Here is a 22,486-nt window from a genome sequence, read left to right as displayed (position 1 = left end):
CTATCGCTGCTCCTTCACGCGCGAGACGAGTTGCGTCGGGCTCACGAACTGCAGCGCGATCAGCACCCAGATCAGCGTAATGGCCATATAGATCATCGCCATGGCGTCGATGGATTGCGGCGCGCGCACGCCCGTCGAAAAGACCGCGTAGTACAGCGCGACGACGAGCGTCTGGGTCGTCGGCCCGGCGGTGAAGAACGTCAGCTCGAACATGCCTATGGTCCGCACCAGCACCAGCAATCCCGCCGCGAGCATGCCGGGGACGAGCAGCGGCAACAGCACATAGCGGAAATAACGGGCCGTGTTCGCGCCGAAAATGCGCGCAGCGGATTCGAGATTCGGATCGATCTGCTCGATGAACGGCGTCATCACGAGAATCACGAACGGCAGCGCCGGCACGAGATTCGCGAGGATCACGCCAGTCAGCGTGCCGGCCAGATGGAACTTGTACATGACCGTCGCCATCGGGATGCCGTACGTCACGGGCGGCACCATCAGCGGCAGCAGAAAGATCAGCATGGCGAGGCGTTTGCCGGGAAACTGCACCCGCGCGAGCGCATATGCGGCCGGCACGCCGAGCACGATGGACAGCAGCACCACGGCGCCCACCACTTCCAGCGTCACGAGCAGCACGCTCGACAACTGGAAGTCGCTCCACGCCTGCGCATACCAGTGCAGCGTGAAGCCTTGCGGCAAGAGCGTGCCGAACCACCGTGTCGCGACCGAGTTGACCGCGACAGTCGCGATCAGCAGCAGGACGTTGACGAGAAAGAAGCCCATCGTCGTCCAGACGAAGAACTTCCACAGCCTGTCACGCAGGCTCGCATGCTGTTTCATGTTCTTGCCGGATCGTTGAGTCGGAGCCGGGGCTTGCCAGGCGGAAGCCGCGCGATTGTCGGTAGCCATTATCCCTTGCCTCCCGTCACCGGACCCGTGTAGAAGAAGCGCCGTGCGCCGAGCATGCCCGCCACGACGAGCAGTTGCACGAAGCCCATGACGATCGCAATCGTCGATGCCAGCGAGTAGTCGTAACTCTCGAACGCGGCTTCCGATGCGGCGATCGAAATGACGCGCGTCGGGCCAGCCGGCGCGCCGAGCAGCACCGCCGACGGGAACACCGAGAACGCCTGCACGAACGAAAGGCAGGCGGTCATCGTGAGGCCCGGCAGCAGGAGCGGCAGATAGATCTGGCGAAACTGTTGCCAGGGGCTTGCCCCGAGCGTGGCCGCTGCGCGCGCGAGCGTCGGGTCGATGCCCGTCACGTACGACAGCGTCAGCAGAAACGCGAACGGAAAGCCCGACACGATCAGCGAGATCAGCACGCCCCAGTAGTTATGCGTGAGCCGCACTTCGTCGCCGTAGAGATGCAGCGCCTGAACCGCCTGCGGAAACCAGCCGTTCGGGCTGAAGTACGTGAGCATGCCGTCGGCGATCAGCACGGTGCCGAGCGTGACCGGAATCACGAGCAGGGTCGTCGCGAACTTCTGATACGGCGACGAGCGCCTGAGCGCGAAGGCCACCGGCACCGAGACGCCCACGTTGATGATCGTCGCGGGCACGGCGAGCTTCAGCGTGACGATGATGGTCGGCCACATCGACGTATCGGTGAAGAACGTGACGTAGTTGGCCAGGACGCCGCCGCCGTTCATCGGATTGAACGACAGCATGAGTCCATACGCGAACGGATAGTTGAACAGCGCGACGATGAAGACGAGCGCAGGCGTCACCAGCCAGCCCTTCGGATCGCGCGGCTGCGCGGGAAGCGCGATCATTTCTCTTCTCCATACACGAGCGCCTTCGACGGCGCGACGTGCAACGCGATGCGCTCGCCTTCGCTGCATTCGCCCGCGATGCGCGCCCACAGCTTGCCGAACGCCGTGTTCACGATGATGAGCGAATCGCGCCCGCCGTATTCGACCGTTTCGACGTGTGCGTCGAATGCGTTCTGATCGCCGGGCGACGCGCGTTCCATGTCTTCCGGACGCAGCGCGACGCTGACCTGCTTGCTGTCGAAGCCTTCCATCGGCGTGCCGAGCAGGTGCACACCGTTCGCACTCACCGCGACGGACTCGCCTTGCGAGCCTTCGAGCGTGAACGGCACGACATTGCGAAAGCCCATGAAGCGCGCGACGTGCAGGTTCTTCGGCCGCGAATAGACTTCCTTCGGCGACGCCACTTGCTGCACGACGCCCTCTCTCATCACGACGATGCGGTCGGCCATCGACAGCGCCTCGTCCTGATCGTGCGTCACGTAGATGGTCGCGCGTTCCAACTTGCCGTGGATGCGCCGGATCTCGGCCCGCATTTCGATGCGCAGCTTGGTATCGAGGTTGGACAGCGGCTCGTCCATCAACACCAGCGGCGGTTCGATGACGATCGCGCGGGCGATCGCCACGCGCTGCTGCTGGCCGCCCGACAGCTGACCGGGCAGCTTGGCGTCGTGGCCGATCAGTTGCACGAGTTGCAGCGCGGCCTTCGCGCGCTTGACCGCCTCGGCCTTCGGCACGCCGCGCATCTTCAGTCCGAAGCCGACGTTGTCCAGCACCGACATATGCGGAAACAGCGCGTAGTTCTGAAACACCATGCCGAATCCGCGCTTCTCGGGCGGCAAAATGTCGATGCGCGTGTCGTCCAGCCAGATGCCCCCGCCCGTCAACGGCTGCAGCCCCGCGATGCAGTTCAGCGCGGTGGACTTGCCGCAACCCGATGGTCCCAGCAGCGCGATGAATTCGCCCCGCTGGATGTTGAGATCGAGGCCCTTCAGCGCGGCGAGCTGATGCCCTTCCGCGTTGGTGAAGCTGCGCGAGACCGAGTCCAGGCGCAACTGCTCAAAAGTGTGCTTCATGACGATTTCCCGCGCTCTTTCCCGCGCTCTTTGTGCAAGCGGCGACGCCCCTCGCGAGGAGCGCCGCCGTCTCATGGCAATGAACAGCCGATTACTTGGTCTTCTGCGCGCCGATTTCGCGGTCCCATTTCTGGAACGCGGCGACCATGGCCTGCGCGTTCAGCGGCACCACATGCGGACGGTCAGCCAGCAGTTTCGCGTACTCGGGGCGGCCGAACTTCTGGATCACTTCCTGGCTCTTGGCGGGCGCGGCGGACAGCGGCACGTCCTTCACGGCGGGACCGGGATAGAAATAGCCGTCGTCATAGGTCAGCGCCTGCTGCGCCGGCTCGAGCATGAAGTTCATCAGCTTGTAGAGCACGTCGAGCTTTTCCTTCGGCACGCCCTTCGGGATCACCATGTAGTGGGCGTCGTTCACCCACGTCATGTTGTCGAACGCCTGCACCTTGAATTCCGCCGGCACGATGCCGAGTGCACGCGGGTTGATGTCCCATCCGGTGACGGTCACGGTCATGTCGCGCGTGCCTTCGCCGAGTTCCTTCATCACCGCCGACGTGCCGCCCGGATAGTAAGGAATGCATTCGTTCAGCTCCTTGAGGAACGCCCACGTCTTGTCCCAGCCGTTGATCGGATCGGTCGGGTTCTTGTCGCCAAGCACGTAGGGCAGGCCCATCAGGAAGGTGCGGCCGGGACCGGAGTTGGCCGGGCGCGCGTAGATCAGCTTGTTCGGATGCGCCTTGCACCATGCGAGCAGTTGTTCAGGCGTCTTCGGCGGATCGCTGACCTTCGCCGGGTTGTATTCGAGCAGCGGACCGGCGGGCATGTAGGTCACTTCGAGCCCGTAACCCTGCGCGATGTCCTGCATCTTGCGCGGACCCGGCGCGTACTTATCGAGCACGCCAGGGAATACGGCCGATTGCTCGGGCAGCAGCTTTTCCCACAGGCCTTGCTGAATGCCGGCGGCGAGCGCATCGGTGCCGGTCACGACGAGGTCGATGTCGGAGCGGCCAGCGCCCTGCATCGCCTTGATCTTGCCCGGCAATTGCGGCGCGGGCGCGTTCGTGAACGTGATGCTGGAAACCAGGTTCGGGTACTTGGCCTTGAACGCCTCGAAACCCTTCTGCGTCAGTTGAAGATTGCCCGCGACGTCGACGATATTGATCGCCACGGGATCGGCCGCATGGGCCGCGCTAGTCGCGAACGCCGCGCTCGCAGCGACGCACAACGCCGCCAGTTTCACTGACAGTCCTGCCTTGAAAGCCATGTTGTCTCCTCACTTCTCTCGCAACCGCTGTTGGAACTTCGTTCTGGTTGTTTGCCCCGGGCCGCGCGGACTTTTTTGTGTCGGTTTGCGTCCTTGCGATCCGTCATTAGCTCACGAAGCTGAAAAATAGCCAACCCAATCATCGTATGTCAAGCAAATTGCAGCGGGCTTCGTGCGTTTCCCAAGCCCGCTGAAAGGTGCCCGATCCCCGCGCGGATTGACGCTCCGTGAGACGGTCGGGATATACCCGAACCGCTTGTTACCCGACTTGTTTAACCGCTTTTAACCGCCGTTTTCCTTTGTTATCACGATAGCGAGCGGTCGAACGCGAGCAGCGCCCGGGCTTCTTTTTCGACGGCGGGCAGCGCGTGATCGGGCGTGTTGCTGAGGAGCGGCAGGATCGGGCCCATGTCGGCGATGCCCGACAGCGTCACGGCATCGTGGAGCACGCGGATTAGCGAGATACCGTCGCGCAGGGTTTCGAGCGGGAGGAAGCGATCGTAGAGCGGCTGGGCCGCGGCGGTATCGCCGGACTTCGCGGCGCGCAGCAGCGCCATCACCGCGTGCGGCGCGATGCAGCCGGAGCCGGTGGTCCACGCGGCGAGCCCGAAGTCGCGCGTGTGGATCAGCGCCGGACGCTCGCCCATCCCCGATACGACTTGCGATGCGGGCACGCTCTGCAGCAGGCGGCGCAGGTAAGGATCGCTGGACGGATCGGCGCGGACGATCGCGTATTTCACCGCGAGCAGCGTGCCGTCCGCGACGAGCGCCGCGAGCGTGTCGACGTCGATATAGTCCTCGCTCTTGATATAGAGCGTGAACGGCATCCCGGCTCTGTCGGTGAGGCGTCTCAGGCCTGTCGCCACGCCCTGCGGCGTGGTGAAGCCCGCGAGCGGAAGGACCATCGCGGTGCGGTATTGCGTCTGCGCGAGGATGGCCGCCTGGTCGAGCATCTTCCCGTAATCGGGACCGATGGCGGGGATCACCCGCGTCTGCGAATCCGCGCTTTCGGCCAACATGTCAAGCAACTCGCGATACTCGCTCACGGCGACGTGGTAGAGATTCGCATTGCCGCCATAGAGGAGCGTGCGAACGCCGCCTGCTTCAATGTGGCGAATCGGCGCGCGGTTCTGCGCGGGTTCGAGCGTAGAGTCTGCGCGCCGTGCCAATGGCGGCACGGCCATCACACTCTCGGAGAGTTCGCTGATTGCTATCGGATCGACTTTCATTGCGCCTCGCGTGGTGACTGGATGTGCGCAGAAAGTAACAAGTCCGGTTAAAGTTGTCAAACAACTTGAAGCCAGATCGGAAAGCCGTGAGAATCGCAAGACAGTCGTATGACAACTAGTCGCCGAACATGCGGTCGAGCGCGTTTTGAAGGTGCGTTTTCATCGCATCGGCGGCGCGTGCGGAATCCCTGGCGCGGATGGCATCGAGCACGTCGAGATGCTCGCGCTGAACCAGCCGCTGCCGTTCCAGCGTCTTCACGAGCGACAGATTGCGCGACAGGTTCATGCTGAACACAACCTGCTCTTCGATGAACGACAACGCCGTGATAAAGAACTGATTCTTGGATGCCCGCGCCACCGCGAGGTGGAACGCGAAATCATCTTTCGCGCCGATGCCCTGCTGTGCTTCCACCACGCGCTCCAGCCGATCCCACGCGTCCTGGATGGCAGAAATGTCGTCGTCGTCCGCCTTCGACGCCGCCAGTTCCGCGGCGCCCGCTTCCATGACAATGCGGAATTCGTAGCAGCGCCGGATGTCGGACAGCGTTTCGAGCGGTGCAAAACGGCGCACATCGGGGTCGGGCCGGCGACCGACCGTGGTTCCCGAACCCCGTCGCGTCACGATGATCCCGTCCGCGCGCAAACGCGCCAGCGCCTCGCGGACAGTCGGCCGCGACGTGGCGAAGCGTTCAGCGAGCGCGTGTTCGGTCATGAGCCGGTCGCCCTCCTTGAACTCGCCTTCGATGATGCTGCTGAGGATATCGCTGTAGATGCGGTCGGCGAGGCCGTGCGACTTACGCTCGTTCATGTTCGCGCCGTGGCGTGCTTGTCAGGATGGGAGTCGATTGTAAGACAGATTTCGGACTTGTCGCCCTGCAAACAATCGCCCCGATCGCGACATCCTGCTTCGCCACTCACCTCGCCATCCGGCTCAAAGCGCCAACAACTGCCGCGCCTCCTTCGCAGTCGCCACCGGCCGTCCATACTCCGCGCACAACGACGCCACCCGTTCCACGAGTTGCGCATTGCTCTTCGCGAGCGTGTCCTTGTCCCAGCGCACGTTGTCTTCGAGGCCCGTTCGGCAGTGGCCGCCCATTTGCAGCGTCCAGTGATTCACTTCCAGCTGATGACGTCCGATGCCTGCAGCCGTCCATGTCGCATCGGGCAGCAGGTTCTTGAGTTGCGCCACTTCGAATTCGAGAATCTCCCGGCGCGCCGGCAGTGCGTTCTTCACGCCCAGCACGAACTGCACGTGGACGGGCGGCTTCAACAAGCCCTGATTGACGAGATCGACCGTGCTGTAGAGCATCGCCAGATCGAAGATTTCGATTTCGGGCTTCACGTTGTGGTCGAGCATGAGCTGCGCGAGCGAACGCACGAAGTCGGGCGGGTTCTCATAAACGATGGTCGGGAAATTGACCGATCCCGTCGCCAGCGACGCCATGTCGGGCTTCAGGTCGAGCATCGCGCCGCGTTGTTCGAACGATCGTCCACGTCCGCCCGTCGAGAACTGGATGATGATATCGGGGCAATGCTTGCGGATGCCCTCTTGCAGCTCCGCGAAGCGATGCCGGTCCGAACTCGACTTCTCGTCCTCGTCGCGCACGTGGAGATGAACGAGCGTCGCGCCCGCTTCGTAAGCCTCGTGAGTGCTTTCGATCTGCTCGGGGATCGTGATCGGCACCGCCGGATTGTCCTTCTTGCGCGGCACGGACCCGGTAATGGCGACGGATATGATGCACGGTTCGGTGGTGGTGGCTTGCGTCACGCTTGTCTCCTTTTGAATGACCGATGCCCGTCTTCGGGAAAGCTACTGCGCGGCCGCTTCCGTGAGCAGCTTGCCGACTTGTTCGTCGGTCATCGCGGGCACGATGTCGAGCGAGAACAGGTCGGCCCAGCCAAGCGCCCATCGCGCGATCGGTTCCACCTCGCTGCATTCGCACACGGCGAAGCCGCGTATCGATCCGATCCCGTGCCAGCGCCCCAGCAAGCGCACGCCATCGGGCGGCGCACCGCCGCTTTGCAAGAAGCGTTCGGCTGCCGTTTTCTGCACTTCGGGCAGCGCGGTCCAGTTCACGATGAATAACATGGCTCGGCCCTCCTTCCGGCGATCCCGCATCGGACGCGTCTGCCCGAGGCGGTCTCATCCAGTATAGGAGCCGGCGACGGCGCCATCGCAAGCGATGCGCAAGGAGCGGACCCGCATGGACATCGCGAAGCATGCGATGCACTATCCTCAATGCATCACGACGACAGGCGCGACGAGCACCGGCTGCGCGTAGGTGACGCGCACGGCGGGCGCATAGACGGGAACGGGCGCATACACGGGGACGGGCGCGGGCATCGGCGGCGGCGGCGGAAGCACGGCCACCGGCGCGACGGCAGGCGCGACGACGACAGTGCGCGCCGGCACGTAGTAACGCGGCGCGTAGTAGTACACCGGGCGCGGCGGCGCATAAACGACGGCCGGCGCAACGTACGCGACGCTGACGGTTGTCCCCGCGGATGCGCCTTGCGCACACGTCAGACCGATTGCGGCGACGGCAGTAGCACTGAAGAGACGGATGTTCATCATGGATGTCCTCGATCATCGAAAGAAGTGGCGGCTTAGCCGGCCAGCAGAACGATAGCGAAGGACTGCGCAAAGGGTGAGCGCAAAGATGTGTCGCCGAATGTCGGCGATCACACGCCGCGATGCCGTGAAATATGGCGACATGACCGGTAGCATCCCTGACATTGCCATCGGCGTGCGGCTCAATAGAATCACATCGACGTTGCATTCCAATCGAGGAGAAAGAGATGCACAAGATCGCCGCCGTGCTCGCCTGCTGCGCCGCGCTCGCGTCGGGCGGGGCATACGCGCAAACCGCGACGCAGCCGATGGGCGCGAGCCCGCACATCGGACAGGCTGCGCAAGCCATGCCGAAGCTGCAGACGCGCTTCGCGCAGGCCAATACCACGCACGACGGCAAGCTCACCCGCGATCAGGCCTCCACCGGCATGCCGATGGTCGCGAAACACTTCGACGAAATCGACGCGCAAAAGAACGGCTACGTCACACTGCCGCAGATCGAAGCCTTCCTGCGCGAACACGCGACGCAACGCTGAAAGCCCACGGAGGCCGCTGCATGGAAGCCCTGCCGAAGATCATCGTGCTCGACGACGAAGCCGAGTTGCGCAACATGCTTCAGCGTTTCCTGACATCGCACGGTTTCGACGTGCGCGTCGTCGAGAACGGCAAGCGGCTCGACCGCTATCTCCAGCGCGAACCGTACGACCTTCTCGTGCTCGACTGGATGATGGAGCCGGAAGACGGCCTCTCCGTCTGCCGCCGGTTGCGCACCGAGGGCCACACGCTGCCGATCCTGATGCTCACGGCGAAGGGTGATCCCGTCGACAAGGTCGTGGGCCTCGAAACCGGCGCCGACGATTACCTCGCCAAGCCCTTCCTTCCGCAAGAACTCGTCGCTCGCGTGCGCGCGTTGCTGCGCCGCCAGAAGATCGCCGCGGGCGATCCGACGCTGACTTCGCAAGTCATCCGCTTCGGCGATTTCCGGCTCGATCTCGCCAAGCAACGGCTTTCACGCGGCGGCGAACCGTTCGAGATGCATTCCGCGCAGATGCAGTTGCTGCACGCGCTCGGGTCGTCACCGAATCGCGCGGTCAGCCGCGACAACCTCATCGCGCGATCGCGTGGCCGCGATCACGATGCGCTGGATCGCAGCATCGACGTGCAGGTGTTGCGGCTGCGTCAGTTGATCGAGGACGATCCCGGCAAGCCGCGCTTCATCAAGACCGTGTGGGGTGTCGGCTACATGCTGCTCGCGGATGTCGAATCGTGAGGGTGGCGCCGCGCTCGCTGTTCGCGCGCAATGTGCTGCTGCTCGTCGCGCTGGTCGCCGTGAGTCAGGTATGCGCGCTCGCGGTGCTGCTGCATTTCATCCAGACGCCGCGCATCGAACGCGCCGCGGCCACGTTCGCAAGCTACATCCAGACGCTCGATACGGTGCTGCGCTCGACCGCACCCGGCACGGCGCGCGACGTCACCGCGCATCTCGACGTGCGCCGCGATCTTCCTGCCGCCGCCAGCGCGAGTGTCGACGAATCGCGTTTGCGGTTCTATCGGACGTATCAGCGCGAGACGTTCGTCGAAAGCCTGCGCCGTCATCTACCCGCCGATATGCCCGTGCGCTGGCAAAGCGCCGATACGTCCGACGATGGACAGCAGCGGCTATGGATTCGCGTGCATCTGTCGGGCGAGCCGCGCTGGATGGCGTTGGCCGTTCCCGAAGCGGCGCACGACGATGGCCTCGCGACGGCGCTGCTGCTCTCGCTCGGATTGGGCGCGCTCGCCGTCGCGACGGCGTATGCGATCCAGCGGCATCTGAATCGCCCGCTCGAACATCTCGCCGATGCCGCGCGCCGCGTGTCCAGCGGCGATGACCCGGGCGTGCTGCCGACCGACGGCCCGACCGAAATCGCCCAGGTCAGCGACGCGTTCAACCGCATGACGGCGGCGCTCGCCGAAGCCGAAGCCACCCGCGCGCTGATGCTCGCAGGCATCTCGCACGACATTCGCACGCCGATGACGAAGCTGCGCCTCGCCATGGCGATGTCCGCTGTGCCATCGACGGATGCGGTGTTCGCGGCATCGGCGGAAGGTTATCTCGAGCAGATCGACAGCATTCTTCAGCAGTTCATGGATTACGCGGGCAGCGGCGCGAAGGAAACGCCGGTCGCCGGCGATCTCAATGCGCTCGTCGCCAGTCTCGCGGCGGATTTTGCGGGGCTCGGGCATGAGTTTTCGCTGTCGCTCGGCAGCATCCGAACGTTCGCGTTTCGTCCGATCAGCATGATGCGCATGCTGATGAACGTGATGCAGAACGCAGTGCTCTATGGCGTCAGCGGACTAGAAGTGCGTACATGGACCGACGAGCAGGCGAACGCGGCGTGCATCGTCGTGGCGGATCGCGGCAAGGGCCTCGGCACGCAGGACCCGGAATCGCTCAAGCAGCCGTTCAAGCGCGGCGGCGGCGAAGGTCAGCCAAAAGGCACGGGCCTCGGGCTTGCGATCGTCGAACGCATCGCGCGGTTGCATGGCGGCCGGTTCGACTTGCGCGCGCGGGAAGGCGGCGGAGTCGAAGCGGTCATCGTCTTGCCGATGCCCACATCGCCAAACGAAACGCAGCCGTGAATCGAACGGAGTACCAATCCCGCCGCCATCGCCCATACTAAAAGCGGTGGAACCGGCAGGAGAGACGAGCATGGCCACACCAGCGGGTCCCGGTGCGCGGCATCACGTCCCTGCCCTGCACGTTCACTTCACGGACACGGATGCGCTTCCGTTCCCCACGCGCCCCATCGTTCGCGGCGATGCGCTGTATTGCGCAGGCGAGCCGTTGCGAAGCCTATATACAGTGCAGTCCGGCTGCTTCAAGAGCGTGGCCGCGTACCCGAGCGCCAACGACGACGCCGTCCCGCATGCGCAAGTCACCGCGTTCCATCTGATCGATGAAACGCTCGGGCTCGATGGCATCTGCACGGGTCATTACGAAAGCGACGCGATCGCGCTCGAAGACAGCGTGGTCCGCATCATGCCGGTCGGCATTCTCGAACCGCTTTGCCGCGAATATGCGCCGATGCAGCACGCGTTGCTCGCGATCATGAGTGCGGAGATCGTGCGCGCGGCGCGGCTCGCGTTGATGCTCGGCACGATGCCCGCGCTCGTACGCGTCGCAGCCTTCTTGCTGGACTTGTCCATGCGATTCGATGCGAGCGGCGCGCGGCCCGATGCCTCCACCGATGTGATCCTGCCGATGACGCGCGCCGATATCGGCAGCTATCTCGGCCTCGAACTCGAAACCGTGAGCCGCATGCTTTCGAAGCTGCAGCGCGAGGGCGCCATTTCGCTTCACGGACGGCAATTGCGTATCGTGGATCGAATGCGGCTTGAACGCATCTGCTGACCGCTTCATGTTGCAATGCAACGCATGCCTTAACGATCCGCGCAGCATCCTTGGGCGTCGCGCTTGCGATCCGTGCACGCATGCACGAACAGAGCGCGCGAGCCACGCGGACAATTCGTCGCGCTCATGACGCTTGTCGCGTCACCGTCAAAATACGCAGCTAAGCTAGAAGAAAAAGCTGGGACCAAGCGCCCGGCACCGGACTTGCTTTGACAGACCGTGGCGCGCTGATGCGCCGCACAAAATCTTTCGCATCACGAAGAGCGAACCGAAAGCCGTTCCATCAATCGAACCGGGTGCGCGTGCAATCATGTCGACGTGTCAAATCCAGGGCGTGCACGCGATTCAATCGACGCACGACGAGCGGCGCGAGACACTTCGAAGTCCGGGTGAGATGCCGCATACAAAACGAACGCTCAGGGCCAGCGCGATCGCGCCGGAGCGTCGCATTCGCTGAACTCGATGTTCATGGAGGATGTCATGCGTATCACCGTCAAGCTGGATGGGTTCGAAGGCGCTCAGGACGCCGCCTACGCCATCCTGTGGCTCGACAAGGAATCCCGCCGCTGGTCTCGTGAGGGCCATCAGGCGATCGACGTGCCGGACTGGGGCGGACTGCGCTCGGGTTCGAACGGAACAATGATCTGCGATCAGCACACGCAGCAGCCCATTTGCGTGCTGGAGCAACTCGACGTCGACGCGCCCGACGGACCGAGCGAAGGTCTCGCCGGGCGCGTCGTCTGGTATGTGGATGCAGCGCGCCAGGAGTGCGCGGGCCGGTGGCACGTGCAGTGCATCGACCGGGCGCAAATCAAGGCGGAGCACAGCGTATTCGCCGGCGAGGAGGACGCCTGGCGGGTCTAGCCCGCCAACCCGGGGCACGATGGCCAGTCAGGGTTGGTCTTCCGGCATCGGCATCAGCATGACGGCGAATGACGCGACCCCGACGAGGATGGTCAGCACGCCATAGTTGAGCACGCTCATCTTGTCGAAGACAAGGCCGTGCAGCGCGACGACAATTCCTGCCAGCGCCGTGAAGACCGCGATCGCCGCCGCGACGATCCGCGCTTCGCTGCTTATCATCTCTTTCCCCTTTTGCACCGCACGGCGCCTTCATTTTTTATCGTCGGCGCTGCTGCGGTATCCGTATTGACCTGAGTCAAGGCGGCCCGCCGTTCTGGTGTTTTCCCTTGCCCCATTTCGGGTGCTTATGTTGGTAGTATCGGGGTCGGGATGCGGCTTCTTTGCACTTGCCGCGACCGCACATTGCCGCGCGACGACGCTGGTCTCTTCGGGCTCGCTCGCGGTCATACGGAAGAACCTGGGAGGCAAGATGAATCAATCAAAATTCAGCGATCCGTTCAGCCAGTTTGCCGCCATGTTCCAGCAGTATCAATTGCCGGGTTTCGATGTCACCGCGATCATGGAATCGCGGCGCAAGGACGTCGAAGCGCTCGCCGCGACCAATCGTGTGGCGTTCGGCGGCATGGAAGCGTTGCGCGACAAGCAAGTCGAAATCCTGCGCCGCACGCTCGGCGAACTCGAAGACATTGCGAAGCAGTTCGCTTCGTCGTCGGCAAAACCGCCGTTCAATGCGAACGAAGTCGTGCAGCGCACACTGCACAATGCGCTCGCCGACATGCAGGACATCGCGCGCACCACGCAGCAAACGCAGGCCGAGGCCTATGCGCTCGTGACCCAACGCGTCGAAGAGGCGCTGCACGAACTGAAGGCGGCCATCGAGAAGCCGCAAAGCTAGGTTATTTCTTTGGCTGCGTCGTGATCTGAAAAATATCGACCAGCACGCGCTCGCGTCCGTAACGGGCCGCGAGCGCCTTCAGGCGTTTGTCCACTGCACGCAGATATTCCAGCTTCGCTTCATTGTCGGGACGTGGAGCGTCGAAGAGCGGCGCGGGCGCCACCGTCAACACGATCATCTCCGCGCCGAAAGGCTTGCCGACCACCCAGTCGCCCATCGCGCCGATGGTCGCGCTATAGCTCGGCGGCGCCTGGTTGTCGCGCGAACGCCCGTTCGGCAGAAGATGTACGACGCTGCCGTCCAGCATGAAGTAGTCGACGTTCACGTAGGAATCGAACGCGGGCGTCATTAGCTCGACGATCAGCGGATCGCCTTCCGTAAGGCGCGTCTGGCTCGATCGCGTATGCACCGACGCGGGACGCCCCGCCTGTCGATTGGCCGTCCAGTACGGCGCGAACGTCGTCAGCATGTCGCACTTGTCGTCGCTGACCTGCTGCACGCCGAAGTTCGTCGCACGAACGCCCGGCACGCGGCCGAGCGATTCCTTCAGCCGCGCGAGCCCGTATTTCTCCGACACGAAGCCTTGCACGTCGACCGTCTGATCGTGCACCGACGCCACGAGCGCCGAGCACGGCGCGCTCGCGAGCACCGGCGTGACCGCGGCAATCGTGAGCGTCGGCGCGGGCGCGGCGGGCAACGCTGGCGTGATCGCGGGTCGTTCGGGCGTGGGCATGGTCACTGGCGCGGCCGTCGTCGCAGTCGAATTGCGGCCCTTCTGATGCGCAAAGAACACGTACCCCGCGCCGGCGATCAACACCAGCGCCATCGCTCCGATAGCGAGCTTCGGCGCAGCAACGCGCTTCGTCTTCGCTTGCGCCGATGCAACCGGCTGTTCCTCGCTGAACTCATCGAGAAACTGTGCAACGGTCGGGGTCCGCTCTTCCCGCTCGAAAGCGAGCGCGGCTTTCAGCGCCTTCCATTGCTTGTTGCCGAGATTCTCGGGACGTTGCGGCTTCATGCCCGCACTCTTCGCCTGCAACGCGGGCACGCGGTCGAACGGATGTTTTCCGGTCAACAGCTCGTACGCGATGCAGCCGAGCGCATAGATATCGTCGCGTGGATCGGGCTCGCGATGCGCGAGCATCTCCGGGCTCGCATACGCGGGCGTCAGCGCGCCGAGGCTGCCGGGATCGAAGACGGTCGCTTCGGTGTCTTCTTCGGGCCGCTGAATCACCCGCGCGATACCGAAGTCGATGACCTTTACTTCCGACGCATCGGTGACGAACACATTGGCCGGCTTGAAATCGCAATGCACGAAGCCTCGTTCATGCGCATAGGCGAGCGCCGTCGCCATGCCCTTGAAGATGCGGAACATCTCGTGAAACGGCATGCCCCTGAAATTCGGCATCCGAAGTATTTTCGATAGCGGCTGGCCGGACAGATATTCCATCGTGAGATAAACGATGGCGCCGTCACGGTCGAAGTCGTACACGGTGACGATGTTGCGATGCGCAAGCTGCTGCGCCTTGCGGGCCTCGCGTTGCAGCGCGATCAGCGAATTGGGATTGCCGCGAAACTGCAAATTCAGCACCTTGATCGCCACATAAGGCCGACGGTCCGACGCCTCAAGCTTGCGCAGATCGAGCGCCTTATAAACGGTGCCCATCCCGCCGATGCCGAGACATTCTTCGAGCACGAAGCGATTATTCAGGGTATCGCCCACGCCCTTGACCTGATCGACTTCGGGAAGCACCTGCGTCGCCTGTCCCGATGTCGCGCCGGTCCCGCCGGTCGTGTCGGCGCCTGCGCTGGCGCCTGCGCCGTCGGATGCGCGCGGCGGCAGCGGCGGCGGCGCATTGGGCGTGACGTGCAGGCGTGTTTCGTCGCGACCTGGCTGATAGGTCGTGCCGGGGTTCGGCGTCGCGCGCATGCGCGCCGTATGTTCGATGCGGCGGCGTATGGCCGAATAGATATCGCGCGGCAAGGGATTCGCCGCGTTCTCCTCGTCGAGGATCTCGATGAGCCGCGCGCCCGGCGTGCGATCGGCGGCCAATGCGCCATCGACCCCTGCAAAAAACGCGTCGCGCGAACCGCCATCGCCCCGATATGTGCGAAGCGCTTCTCGGAAGCTAGTCATCTGTGCGACTCGTTGCGGCGCCAATGGACCGACAAACTCACTTGTCGTACCAAACAACCCATGCTCGTTCGATACTAGCCCTCGCATGCGGCTTAGGCAAATGGCGTTTTCAGCGAAGAGCGGCATCGCGCACATGTCGTTCGGATACCGACACAACGCGACGGCTGTCGGTCGCGTGGAGGCATTCAATGCGATCGACGTTTTCGCGGCGCGCGGCTTCATCCACCGCACACGCCCGTCCTGCAAGGCATCGCGGCGTGTGGCGCTTCGCAGCATCACGCATGGCATGGCTGATGCATTGCAGTGGCCCGAGCAGACATGTTGCTCAATCCACCACCGAACGCGCCATGCGCAATCAGGAGAACCGCAATGAAGACGCTGACCATCAAGGACCTGCCCGTCACCGAACAACTCGATCGCCGCGCGATGTCGGCCGTGCGAGGCGGCTCGAGCTATTTCGTGCCGGTCTTCGACATCTCGAAGGTTTCGCTGTCGTTCAACACGCAGCAAATGGTGCAACAGGACCAGAAGACGTTCAACGAGAACGGCGTCAACGTCGCGTTCGCCGACGACATCCACTCGAAGGTCCAGCCCGATCAGAAGGCGCACAACACGAGCAACATCAACATCGGCGGCGGGCTCGCCTGGGCCTGAGCCGGAACAACGACACCCTTCGCGAGGAGCACCACCATGTCGTCCATCATCGTCAGGGACCTGTCCCACAGCAAGGAACTCGACTGCCGCGCGATGTCCGCCGTATCCGGCGGGCAAGGCTACGGGCCGTATGCCAACGTCGAAGTGAACGTCGGCATCCTTCAGAACCTCACGCAGATTCAGAAGGTCGATGTCACGGCGCTGAGCAACATCGGCTATGTCGGCGCGGGCGTCTCGCCGCACTTCGACATCAACCCGATGCAAATCGGCAAGCTGAACGCATCGGCGTCGTTCTGACGCGCGCGCCGCAGTAGAAGCATCGAACATCGAACGCGGCGTCTGCGGCGAAAAGCTTCGGCTTTTCGCCGCCTTCGTCGCTTTCACGTGGATGGCGTCGCCCCGATGCGATCGCGGCAAGGAGCCGGCCGGATTGCCTATACTCGAAACGATGCCCCGCAGCACGGCTCCATCACGAAGGAGGAAGCAGTCATGGCTGTCATCAAAATCAGGGATCTCGCGGACAGCGTCGAGCTAGACCGGCAGGCAATGACGACGATCGCCGGCGGCGCACGCGATGCGGCGCGTCCGCTGTTTCGCGTACGCGCTTCGAATCCCGGGCGGGTCGTCGATTATCCGGGCGTGCCGGTGAAGGACGTGCCGGTGCAGCAGCCGGGGCCGTTCCGCAACAAGATCGTTTCGAAGTGATGCATCAACCTTGCACGACGGCGCCCGAGTTCAACGAGCGCGCCGTGCGCCTGACGAGCGCGAGACGCATGCGTTCGCGCGTCTCGCCGTCCGCGTCGCCGGAGCCGCCGAAATAGCGCGTCTTGCCCGCGATCACCGCGCCGGCCGGCACGCCATCCAGATACAGCACGCGATTGCCGGCCAGCGCCGGCACCTTCTCGCCGGGCAGCAGCGTGCCGACGAGATTGAGCGGGTCCACCGCGCTCAGTGCGATGAACACGCCTTCCTTCGGCCGCCTGCGCATCTCGCGCAGCACCGGCACCGCTTCGGGCAGCGCGAACTGTTCGCCCGCCAGCCCCGCGACGAAGCGCCCGCCGCGAATCTCGCCGCGCGCTTCCAGCCGGTGATAGACGCGCAGCAGATCGCGCCACGGCGGCAGCCATTGCGCCTCGCGCTCCAGCAGCCGCCAGAACACGACGCCGTAACGCCGCAACAGCGTCCGCGCGACGTGCTCGATGTCGCCGCCTCGACCATGCTCTTCGCCCGCGCTTGCTTTTCGCAATAACGCCCAGCGCCCAGCATCGTCCATTCCGCCGATGAACAGGCCGCCCGTTCGCCCGCGCGATCGGCGCGACAACGCATTGCGCTTCGCGGCGGGTGCGAGCAGCGCGCGCAGACCCGCAAAACTGTCGGCGTTGACGAGTCCGAGCGCGACAAGCTCGCCGAGCGCGTCTTCGAGTTCGGTGCGCAGGAGCCGCGTGTCCGCGAGCAGTTCGTCAAAGAACATCGCGCCGTGCGCGCTCAGCGCGTCGAAGACCCGTTGCGCCCGCGACGACTGTTGCGGCGACTCATCCGCGGCCATCAGCGCGTTCCACGCCGCAAGCTGACGACGCGGCAACAGGACGATCGGCGTGCCGCGCACCGGGCCGCCCGTCGCACGAGTGCGCCCCGCCGGCCGCGACCAGACGATCTTTCCCGCGCGGCAGATTTCGTCGAGCCAGATGCCTGAATAATCGGCGATGCGCGCCGGCAGAATCTCGTCCTCCCACGCGACGGCGGGCGCTTCGAAACCTTCGAGCTGTTCGAGCACGGCGAGCAGCGCGTCGCGGCCCTCGCCGCGGGCATCGGGGGCCACGCGCTGCCATTCGAACAGGAAGCGCATGAAGTCCTGCCGCTCGACCGGCTCGATTTCGCGACGCAGCCGGCGCACGGTGTATCGATGAATCCGCGCAAGCAAATGCCGCTCGCACCATTGTTCGTCCATGCCCGGCGCGCCTGGCGCGTGCGGCGTGAAGTGCCCGCGCATCACGGAGCCTTCGCTTTCGAGCCGCGTCAACGCAACCGCGACGGCCGATGCCGGCAGCGCCAGCGGCCGCGCGATCTCCGCCACGGTCAGCGGCTCGAAGCCCGACATCCGCGCCCGCACGATTTCGACGAGCGCATCGTCTTCGCTCCAGGCATCGTCGAAACCGGGCGGCGGCGTGAGACGCGGATGCATCGGCGCATGCGGGTAGACGGCGCGCACGCACGCGAGGCGCTCGACCGGCGTCCACAGCGCGTCGTCATCGGAGATCCTGAGGCGCGTCGCGCGGCCGGCGCGGGCCAGGCCATCGAGCCAGGCGGACCAGCCATCGCTGGCGGCGGCTTCGGCATCGGTGATGCAGGAGAGCGTCGTCAGCGCCTCGTGCATTTCGTCGGCGCTCGTCACCGACGGCCACGCTTCGGCACGCACGCTCGCGATGGCTTCGGCGTCGAGCGCGCCGAGGTCGTCGGTCGATTGCGGATCGGTCCAGCGGCGCGCGAGCACGGCCTGCGTGCGGCGCTCTTCGAGCGGGGCGTCGTCCAGAAACGCGTAAGGCCGCGCCGACAGGATTTCGGCGGCCAGCGGCGAAGGCGCGGGCAAGTCGCGCGCCACCAGCCGCACCGCGCCCGCGTCGATGCGCCGAAGCAGCGCGAGCCACGCGTCGCTGTCCATCGCGTCGTGCAGGCAATCGTCGATCGTCTGTTCGACGAGCGGATGCGCCGGCACCTCACGCTCCCCGGCGATGTTCTCCGCGCACGCGACCTGATCCGGAAACACGGCGGCGAGCAGGTCTTCGCTTTTCATCCGCTGCAATTGCGGCGCAACCTTGCGTCCGCCCGCATACCGCGGCAGCGCGAGCGCGTTCGTCGCGTTCCAGCGCCAGCGCACGCCGAAGAGCGGCGCGTCGAGCAGCGCCTGAATCAGCACGTGCTCGGCCGTCGCCGGTTTCAGATAACGCCAGACTTCATCGAGCGCGAAACTGTGGCCGCCCGTCAGCGAGAGCACGATGGCGTCCTCGGTCGCCGCCGCCTGCAGTTCGAAGTTGAAGGTGCGGCAAAAGCGCTTGCGCAGCGCGAGGCCCCATGCCCGGTTCACGCGGCTGCCGAACGGCGCGTGAATGACGAGCTGCGTGCCGCCGGATTCGTCGAAGAAGCGCTCCATGACGAGCGTATCCTGCGTCGGCAGCACGGAAAGCGCGGCGCGTGAGCGGGCCAGATAGTCGACGATCTGACGCGCGGCTTCCATGCCGATGCCGGTCTCCTCGGCGAGCCAGGCGGTGGCGGCGTCGACGTTACTGCTTCCTGCGGCCTGTGCGCTATCGCCCTCGCTAAGCCGGGCGTCGACTTCCGCCCGCAGCCGCGCAATCGCGAACGACAGCTCATCGCTGCGCCCCGGCGCTTCCCCGAGCCAGAACGGAATATTCGGCGGCTGTCCGTTCGCATTCTCGACGCGCACGCGCCCGCCTTCCACCCGCACGATCCGGTACGACGTATTTCCGAGCTGAAAGATATCTCCGGCGAGACTTTCGACGGCGAAGTCTTCGTTCACCGTGCCGATCTGCATGCCCTGCGGCTCGAGCAGGACCGCGAAATCCGCGTTGTCGGGAATGGCGCCGCCCGATGTCACCGCCGTCAGCTTGCCGCCGCGCCGGCCCCGCAGCGTGCCGCTCACCGCATCGCGATGCACGTAAGCGCCGCGCACGCCCTGCCGCCCCGTGTAACCTTCAGCCAGCGTCCTGAGCACCGCATCGTAGTGCGCGCGGTCGAGCGTCGCATAGGGATGCGCGCGCCGGATGCGCCCGAACAGTTCGTCCTCGCCCCACTCGCGGCACGCCACCTCGGCGGTGATCTGCTGCGCGAGCACGTCGAGCGGCGCGCGGGAAACCGTCAGCGCGTCGAGTTCGCCACGGCGGACGCAATCGAGCAGCGCCGCGCATTCGATCAAATCGTCGCGCGAAGTCGGAAAAAGCCGTCCTTTCGGCAGTCCGCCGACGTGATGCCCCGAGCGCCCCACGCGCTGCAGGAACGCGCCGATCGATCCCGGCGAGCCGATCTGGCAGACGAGATCGACATCGCCGATATCGATACCCAGTTCCAGCGACGCCGTCGCGATCAGCACGCGCAAGTCTCCGCGCTTGAGCCGCTGCTCCGCGTCCAGCCGATGCTCGCGCGCCAGGCTGCCGTGGTGCGCCGCGACGGCCTCCTTGCCGAGCCGGTCCGTCAGATGCCGCGCCGCGCGCTCGGCCATGCGGCGCGTGTTGACGAACACGAGCGTCGTCCGATGCTGCGCCGACAGTTCCGCGAGCCTGTCGTAGACGCGCTCCCACATGTCGTTCGACATGATCGCTTCGAGCGGCATCGGCGGAAGTTCGAGCGCGAGATCGCGGGCGCGCACGTGCCCGACATCGACGATCTCGCACGGCCGGCCCTCGCCCGCCAGAAACTGCGCGACGAGTTCGATCGGCTTTTGCGTCGCCGACAAACCGACGCGCACCGGACGCGCCGCGCCGCGCGCCTCGCAGAGCGCATCGAGCCGTTCGAGGCTGAGGCTCAGGTGCGAGCCGCGCTTGCTTCCCGCGACGGCGTGGATTTCGTCGACGATCACCGTGCGCGTGGTCGACAGCATCGCGCGGCCGGAATCCGACGACAGCAGCACGTAAAGCGATTCGGGCGTCGTCACGAGGATATGCGGCGGACGCTTGCGCACCGCGTTGCGCTCCTGCTGAGTGGTGTCGCCGGTACGCACCGCCGCGCGGATTTCCGGCGCGGCCGCGCCCATCTCCCGCAATTGCTGCGCGATCCCGGCAAGCGGCTCCTGCAGATTGACGCGGATATCGTTCGACAGCGCCTTCAGCGGCGACACATACACGACGCGCGTTTCGTCCGGCAGAACGCCGCCGCCCGCGACGCCGTCGCGCACCAGTTCATCCAGCGCGGCGAGGAACGCGGTGAGCGTCTTTCCCGAGCCCGTCGGCGCGGCGACGAGCGTCGAGCGGCGTGCATGAATGAGCGGCCAGGCGCGCGCCTGCGCCGACGTCGGCGCGGCGAAATGCGCGCGAAACCAGTTGGCGACGGCGGGATGAAAGCCGTCGAGCGCGGCATCAGGTGAAAAGGATTCGGAATCGGCGGTCATCGGAACATTCTAGAGTCGCTCGCGACAGGACGCGCAACGGTGCATTCAAGCGATCTGGCGCTGTTAGGACACGTCCCATCCGAACTGTTCTTATTTGAGGCGATGCTAGGCGGTTTTCAATCGCTCGCCTCCAAGGTCTTCATGCTGGTCGTCAGCCTTTTCTTCGACCACGCGCCGGGCGCGCTCGCCAATCATCGCCGCTACGCACGCATGCATAACTACCGGCACGTGCAGATTGACATGTCGCAGCAATCCGGCAGCGCGCCGGAGAAGCTGTGGACGTACAAATACGAGGTGCTGCTGCACGAACTGAAACGGATCGAGCCGGGCGAGATCGTGTTGCTGCTCAGCGAGAACGCCGTGATTATTGGCTCGACGCCGCTTCCCACGCTGCTCGACGGCCGCGACTGGCTTCTCACTTGCGCCGAATCACCGCTTCCTCAGACGGATATCCAGCTTTGGCGCAACACCGAGCGGGTTCGTCGCAAGCTGCTCCAAGTCGTCACGCATTGCCGGTTCGGCGTGGAACTTCCCCCCGACGAAGGCCAGTTGCTATGCGACTTCGAAGCGCTGCCCTCGCGCCACAAGATCGCCGATGCCCATGTGGTCGTCCCTGCTGCGGCCAATCTGGAGAGCGTCTGGGCCACGTGGAGCACGTTTTCCGTCTGCATCGCCGACGACAAGCATCATCGGCGGTTTCGCGCGGCGCTCTTCGCGCATGTCAACGAACGCCTGACGCGCAGCCTGCCGCTGCTCTCGTTTCCCGGCACCGAGGCTTGCGACACGGAGCCGCATAGCGTCTATCAGCCGGAACAGGCCATCGCTGTCGTCACGCTTTACACGCCGAACGTCGCGCGTTACGGACGCATCGCCGAGGCGAACTTCAGACGCTATTGCGAGCGGCACGGCTATACGCTCTATCTGCATCGCGAAATTCCGTCGCATCTGAACGACGGCAAGACCGCCGGCGACTGGCTCAAGCCGGCGCTCTTGCGTGAGTATCTGCCGCGTCGCAAATGGGTCTTCTGGGTCGATGCCGATGTGCTTTTCAACGACATGAACCGCAAGCTCGAATCCATCATGCACGGGCACGATGCCCTTTTCGCCCGCGATGTCGGTACCTGGATCTTCAATTCCGGCATCATGGGATTCAAGCGCACGCAGCAGAACTACGATGCGTTTCAGCGCATTCTCGATGTATGCGGGCAACTTCCGGACAAGTCGAGCGTCTATGTGAATCATGACGATCAGCATTTCTTCAACCGCGAGTTCAAGGAACATGCGGGCTTCGATGCGACGCACATCGCTTCGTTCGTCGAATGGAATACGCCGTGGTCTTACCGCCTCCCGGACAGCTTCATGGTTCACTACATCGGTGCGTGGGAAGACAACAAAGCCTTGCTGATGGATTACGACGTCACGCAATCCGCCATGGAGTGAGCGCGCCCTCCGTTTCTGTCAACAACCCGTCGCGCGATCCAAAGTATGATCTGCGCGACGCTTCCGCATCCTT

22 protein-coding genes are annotated in these 22,486 nt (G+C 64.5%); 10 read left to right on the top strand and 12 right to left on the bottom strand.

The genetic code is table 11. The features are described 5' to 3' along the window. The 9 genes from AB6804_RS17880 to AB6804_RS17840 form a co-directional block, all read right to left on the bottom strand. The gene (locus AB6804_RS17880) at positions 1-906 is read right to left on the bottom strand and encodes an ABC transporter permease (protein WP_035963830.1); all 906 of its coding nucleotides are present in this window, start codon (positions 904-906) and stop codon (positions 1-3) included. After that, entirely contained in the window at positions 906-1,772 is an 867-nt protein-coding gene (locus AB6804_RS17875) for an ABC transporter permease (RefSeq protein ID WP_370887565.1), read from the bottom strand. Before AB6804_RS17875 ends, AB6804_RS17880 begins: the two co-directional genes overlap by 1 nt. After that, positions 1,769-2,845, bottom strand: a complete 1,077-nt coding sequence (locus AB6804_RS17870) for an ABC transporter ATP-binding protein (RefSeq protein WP_370887564.1) — start codon at positions 2,843-2,845, stop codon at positions 1,769-1,771. Before AB6804_RS17870 ends, AB6804_RS17875 begins: the two co-directional genes overlap by 4 nt. Positions 2,846-2,936: 91 nt before the next feature. Then, positions 2,937-4,109, bottom strand: coding sequence for an ABC transporter substrate-binding protein (locus AB6804_RS17865; protein WP_370887563.1), 1,173 nt, complete (start codon positions 4,107-4,109; stop codon positions 2,937-2,939). Positions 4,110-4,414: 305 nt separating this feature from the next. Further along, positions 4,415-5,338: a dihydrodipicolinate synthase family protein gene (locus AB6804_RS17860; protein ID WP_370887562.1), complete on the bottom strand. Its 924-nt coding sequence runs from the start codon at positions 5,336-5,338 to the stop codon at positions 4,415-4,417. A 115-nt stretch (positions 5,339-5,453) separates the two neighbouring features. Then, the gene (locus tag AB6804_RS17855; protein WP_370887561.1) at positions 5,454-6,146 is read right to left on the bottom strand and encodes a FadR/GntR family transcriptional regulator; all 693 of its coding nucleotides are present in this window, start codon (positions 6,144-6,146) and stop codon (positions 5,454-5,456) included. A gap of 123 nt (positions 6,147-6,269) precedes the next feature. Then, the gene (locus AB6804_RS17850) at positions 6,270-7,106 is read right to left on the bottom strand and encodes a 3-keto-5-aminohexanoate cleavage protein (RefSeq protein WP_035963842.1); all 837 of its coding nucleotides are present in this window, start codon (positions 7,104-7,106) and stop codon (positions 6,270-6,272) included. Positions 7,107-7,148: 42 nt separating this feature from the next. Beyond that, entirely contained in the window at positions 7,149-7,427 is a 279-nt protein-coding gene (locus AB6804_RS17845) for a DUF3303 domain-containing protein (protein WP_035963843.1), read from the bottom strand. A 147-nt stretch (positions 7,428-7,574) separates the two neighbouring features. Then, positions 7,575-7,913, bottom strand: coding sequence for a hypothetical protein (locus tag AB6804_RS17840; protein ID WP_229753869.1), 339 nt, complete (start codon positions 7,911-7,913; stop codon positions 7,575-7,577). 224 nt (positions 7,914-8,137) lie between these two features. Here AB6804_RS17840 and AB6804_RS17835 point away from each other — a divergent pair, with 224 nt between their 5' ends. The 5 genes from AB6804_RS17835 to AB6804_RS17815 all read left to right on the top strand — a co-directional run bounded on the left by AB6804_RS17835 (position 8,138) and on the right by AB6804_RS17815 (position 12,168). Beyond that, positions 8,138-8,446, top strand: coding sequence for an EF-hand domain-containing protein (locus AB6804_RS17835; RefSeq protein WP_035963844.1), 309 nt, complete (start codon positions 8,138-8,140; stop codon positions 8,444-8,446). Between the two features lie 20 nt (positions 8,447-8,466). Next, positions 8,467-9,180 (top strand): response regulator, encoded by a 714-nt coding sequence (locus AB6804_RS17830; RefSeq protein WP_370887560.1) that lies wholly within the window; start codon positions 8,467-8,469, stop codon positions 9,178-9,180. Further along, entirely contained in the window at positions 9,177-10,532 is a 1,356-nt protein-coding gene (locus AB6804_RS17825) for an ATP-binding protein (protein WP_370887559.1), read from the top strand. Before AB6804_RS17830 ends, AB6804_RS17825 begins: the two co-directional genes overlap by 4 nt. A 70-nt stretch (positions 10,533-10,602) precedes the next feature. Then, positions 10,603-11,304 carry a helix-turn-helix domain-containing protein gene (locus tag AB6804_RS17820; RefSeq protein ID WP_370887558.1) on the top strand — a complete coding sequence of 234 codons (702 nt, stop codon included), beginning with the start codon at positions 10,603-10,605 and terminating at the stop codon, positions 11,302-11,304. A 480-nt stretch (positions 11,305-11,784) separates the two neighbouring features. After that, entirely contained in the window at positions 11,785-12,168 is a 384-nt protein-coding gene (locus tag AB6804_RS17815; RefSeq protein ID WP_370887557.1) for a DUF3564 family protein, read from the top strand. Positions 12,169-12,195: 27 nt separating this feature from the next. Here AB6804_RS17815 and AB6804_RS17810 read toward each other — a convergent pair whose 3' ends face one another. After that, entirely contained in the window at positions 12,196-12,387 is a 192-nt protein-coding gene (locus AB6804_RS17810) for a DUF2964 family protein (protein WP_370887556.1), read from the bottom strand. A 250-nt stretch (positions 12,388-12,637) separates the two neighbouring features. Between AB6804_RS17810 and AB6804_RS17805 the strand changes: the two genes are divergently transcribed. After that, positions 12,638-13,063: a phasin family protein gene (locus AB6804_RS17805; protein ID WP_035963851.1), complete on the top strand. Its 426-nt coding sequence runs from the start codon at positions 12,638-12,640 to the stop codon at positions 13,061-13,063. A 1-nt stretch (position 13,064) separates the two neighbouring features. Here AB6804_RS17805 and AB6804_RS17800 read toward each other — a convergent pair whose 3' ends face one another. Further along, complete coding sequence (locus AB6804_RS17800) at positions 13,065-15,200, bottom strand: protein kinase (protein ID WP_370887555.1); 2,136 nt, start codon at positions 15,198-15,200, stop codon at positions 13,065-13,067. 369 nt (positions 15,201-15,569) lie between these two features. Here AB6804_RS17800 and AB6804_RS17795 point away from each other — a divergent pair, with 369 nt between their 5' ends. The 3 genes from AB6804_RS17795 to AB6804_RS17785 all read left to right on the top strand — a co-directional run bounded on the left by AB6804_RS17795 (position 15,570) and on the right by AB6804_RS17785 (position 16,559). Beyond that, entirely contained in the window at positions 15,570-15,854 is a 285-nt protein-coding gene (locus tag AB6804_RS17795) for a hypothetical protein (RefSeq protein WP_370887554.1), read from the top strand. Positions 15,855-15,890: 36 nt separating this feature from the next. After that, the gene (locus AB6804_RS17790; RefSeq protein ID WP_035963858.1) at positions 15,891-16,151 is read left to right on the top strand and encodes a hypothetical protein; all 261 of its coding nucleotides are present in this window, start codon (positions 15,891-15,893) and stop codon (positions 16,149-16,151) included. A 192-nt stretch (positions 16,152-16,343) separates the two neighbouring features. Further along, positions 16,344-16,559 carry a hypothetical protein gene (locus tag AB6804_RS17785; RefSeq protein ID WP_370887553.1) on the top strand — a complete coding sequence of 72 codons (216 nt, stop codon included), beginning with the start codon at positions 16,344-16,346 and terminating at the stop codon, positions 16,557-16,559. Between the two features lie 4 nt (positions 16,560-16,563). On the opposite strand, the gene AB6804_RS17780 is transcribed toward AB6804_RS17785, so the two are convergent. Then, a complete protein-coding gene (locus tag AB6804_RS17780) occupies positions 16,564-20,973 on the bottom strand; it encodes a DEAD/DEAH box helicase (RefSeq protein ID WP_370887552.1) in 4,410 nt (1,469 codons plus the stop codon). A gap of 102 nt (positions 20,974-21,075) precedes the next feature. On the opposite strand from AB6804_RS17780, the gene AB6804_RS17775 reads away from it, so the two are divergent. After that, positions 21,076-22,413, top strand: a complete 1,338-nt coding sequence (locus AB6804_RS17775) for a hypothetical protein (protein WP_370887551.1) — start codon at positions 21,076-21,078, stop codon at positions 22,411-22,413. The last annotated feature ends 73 nt before the right edge of the window (positions 22,414-22,486 follow it).

This window comes from Caballeronia sp. RCC_10 (genome assembly GCF_041360715.1).
In the GTDB taxonomy this organism is placed as follows: Bacteria; Pseudomonadota; Gammaproteobacteria; order Burkholderiales; family Burkholderiaceae; genus Caballeronia; species Caballeronia grimmiae.
This window is presented reverse-complemented; position numbering and strand designations above follow the sequence as displayed.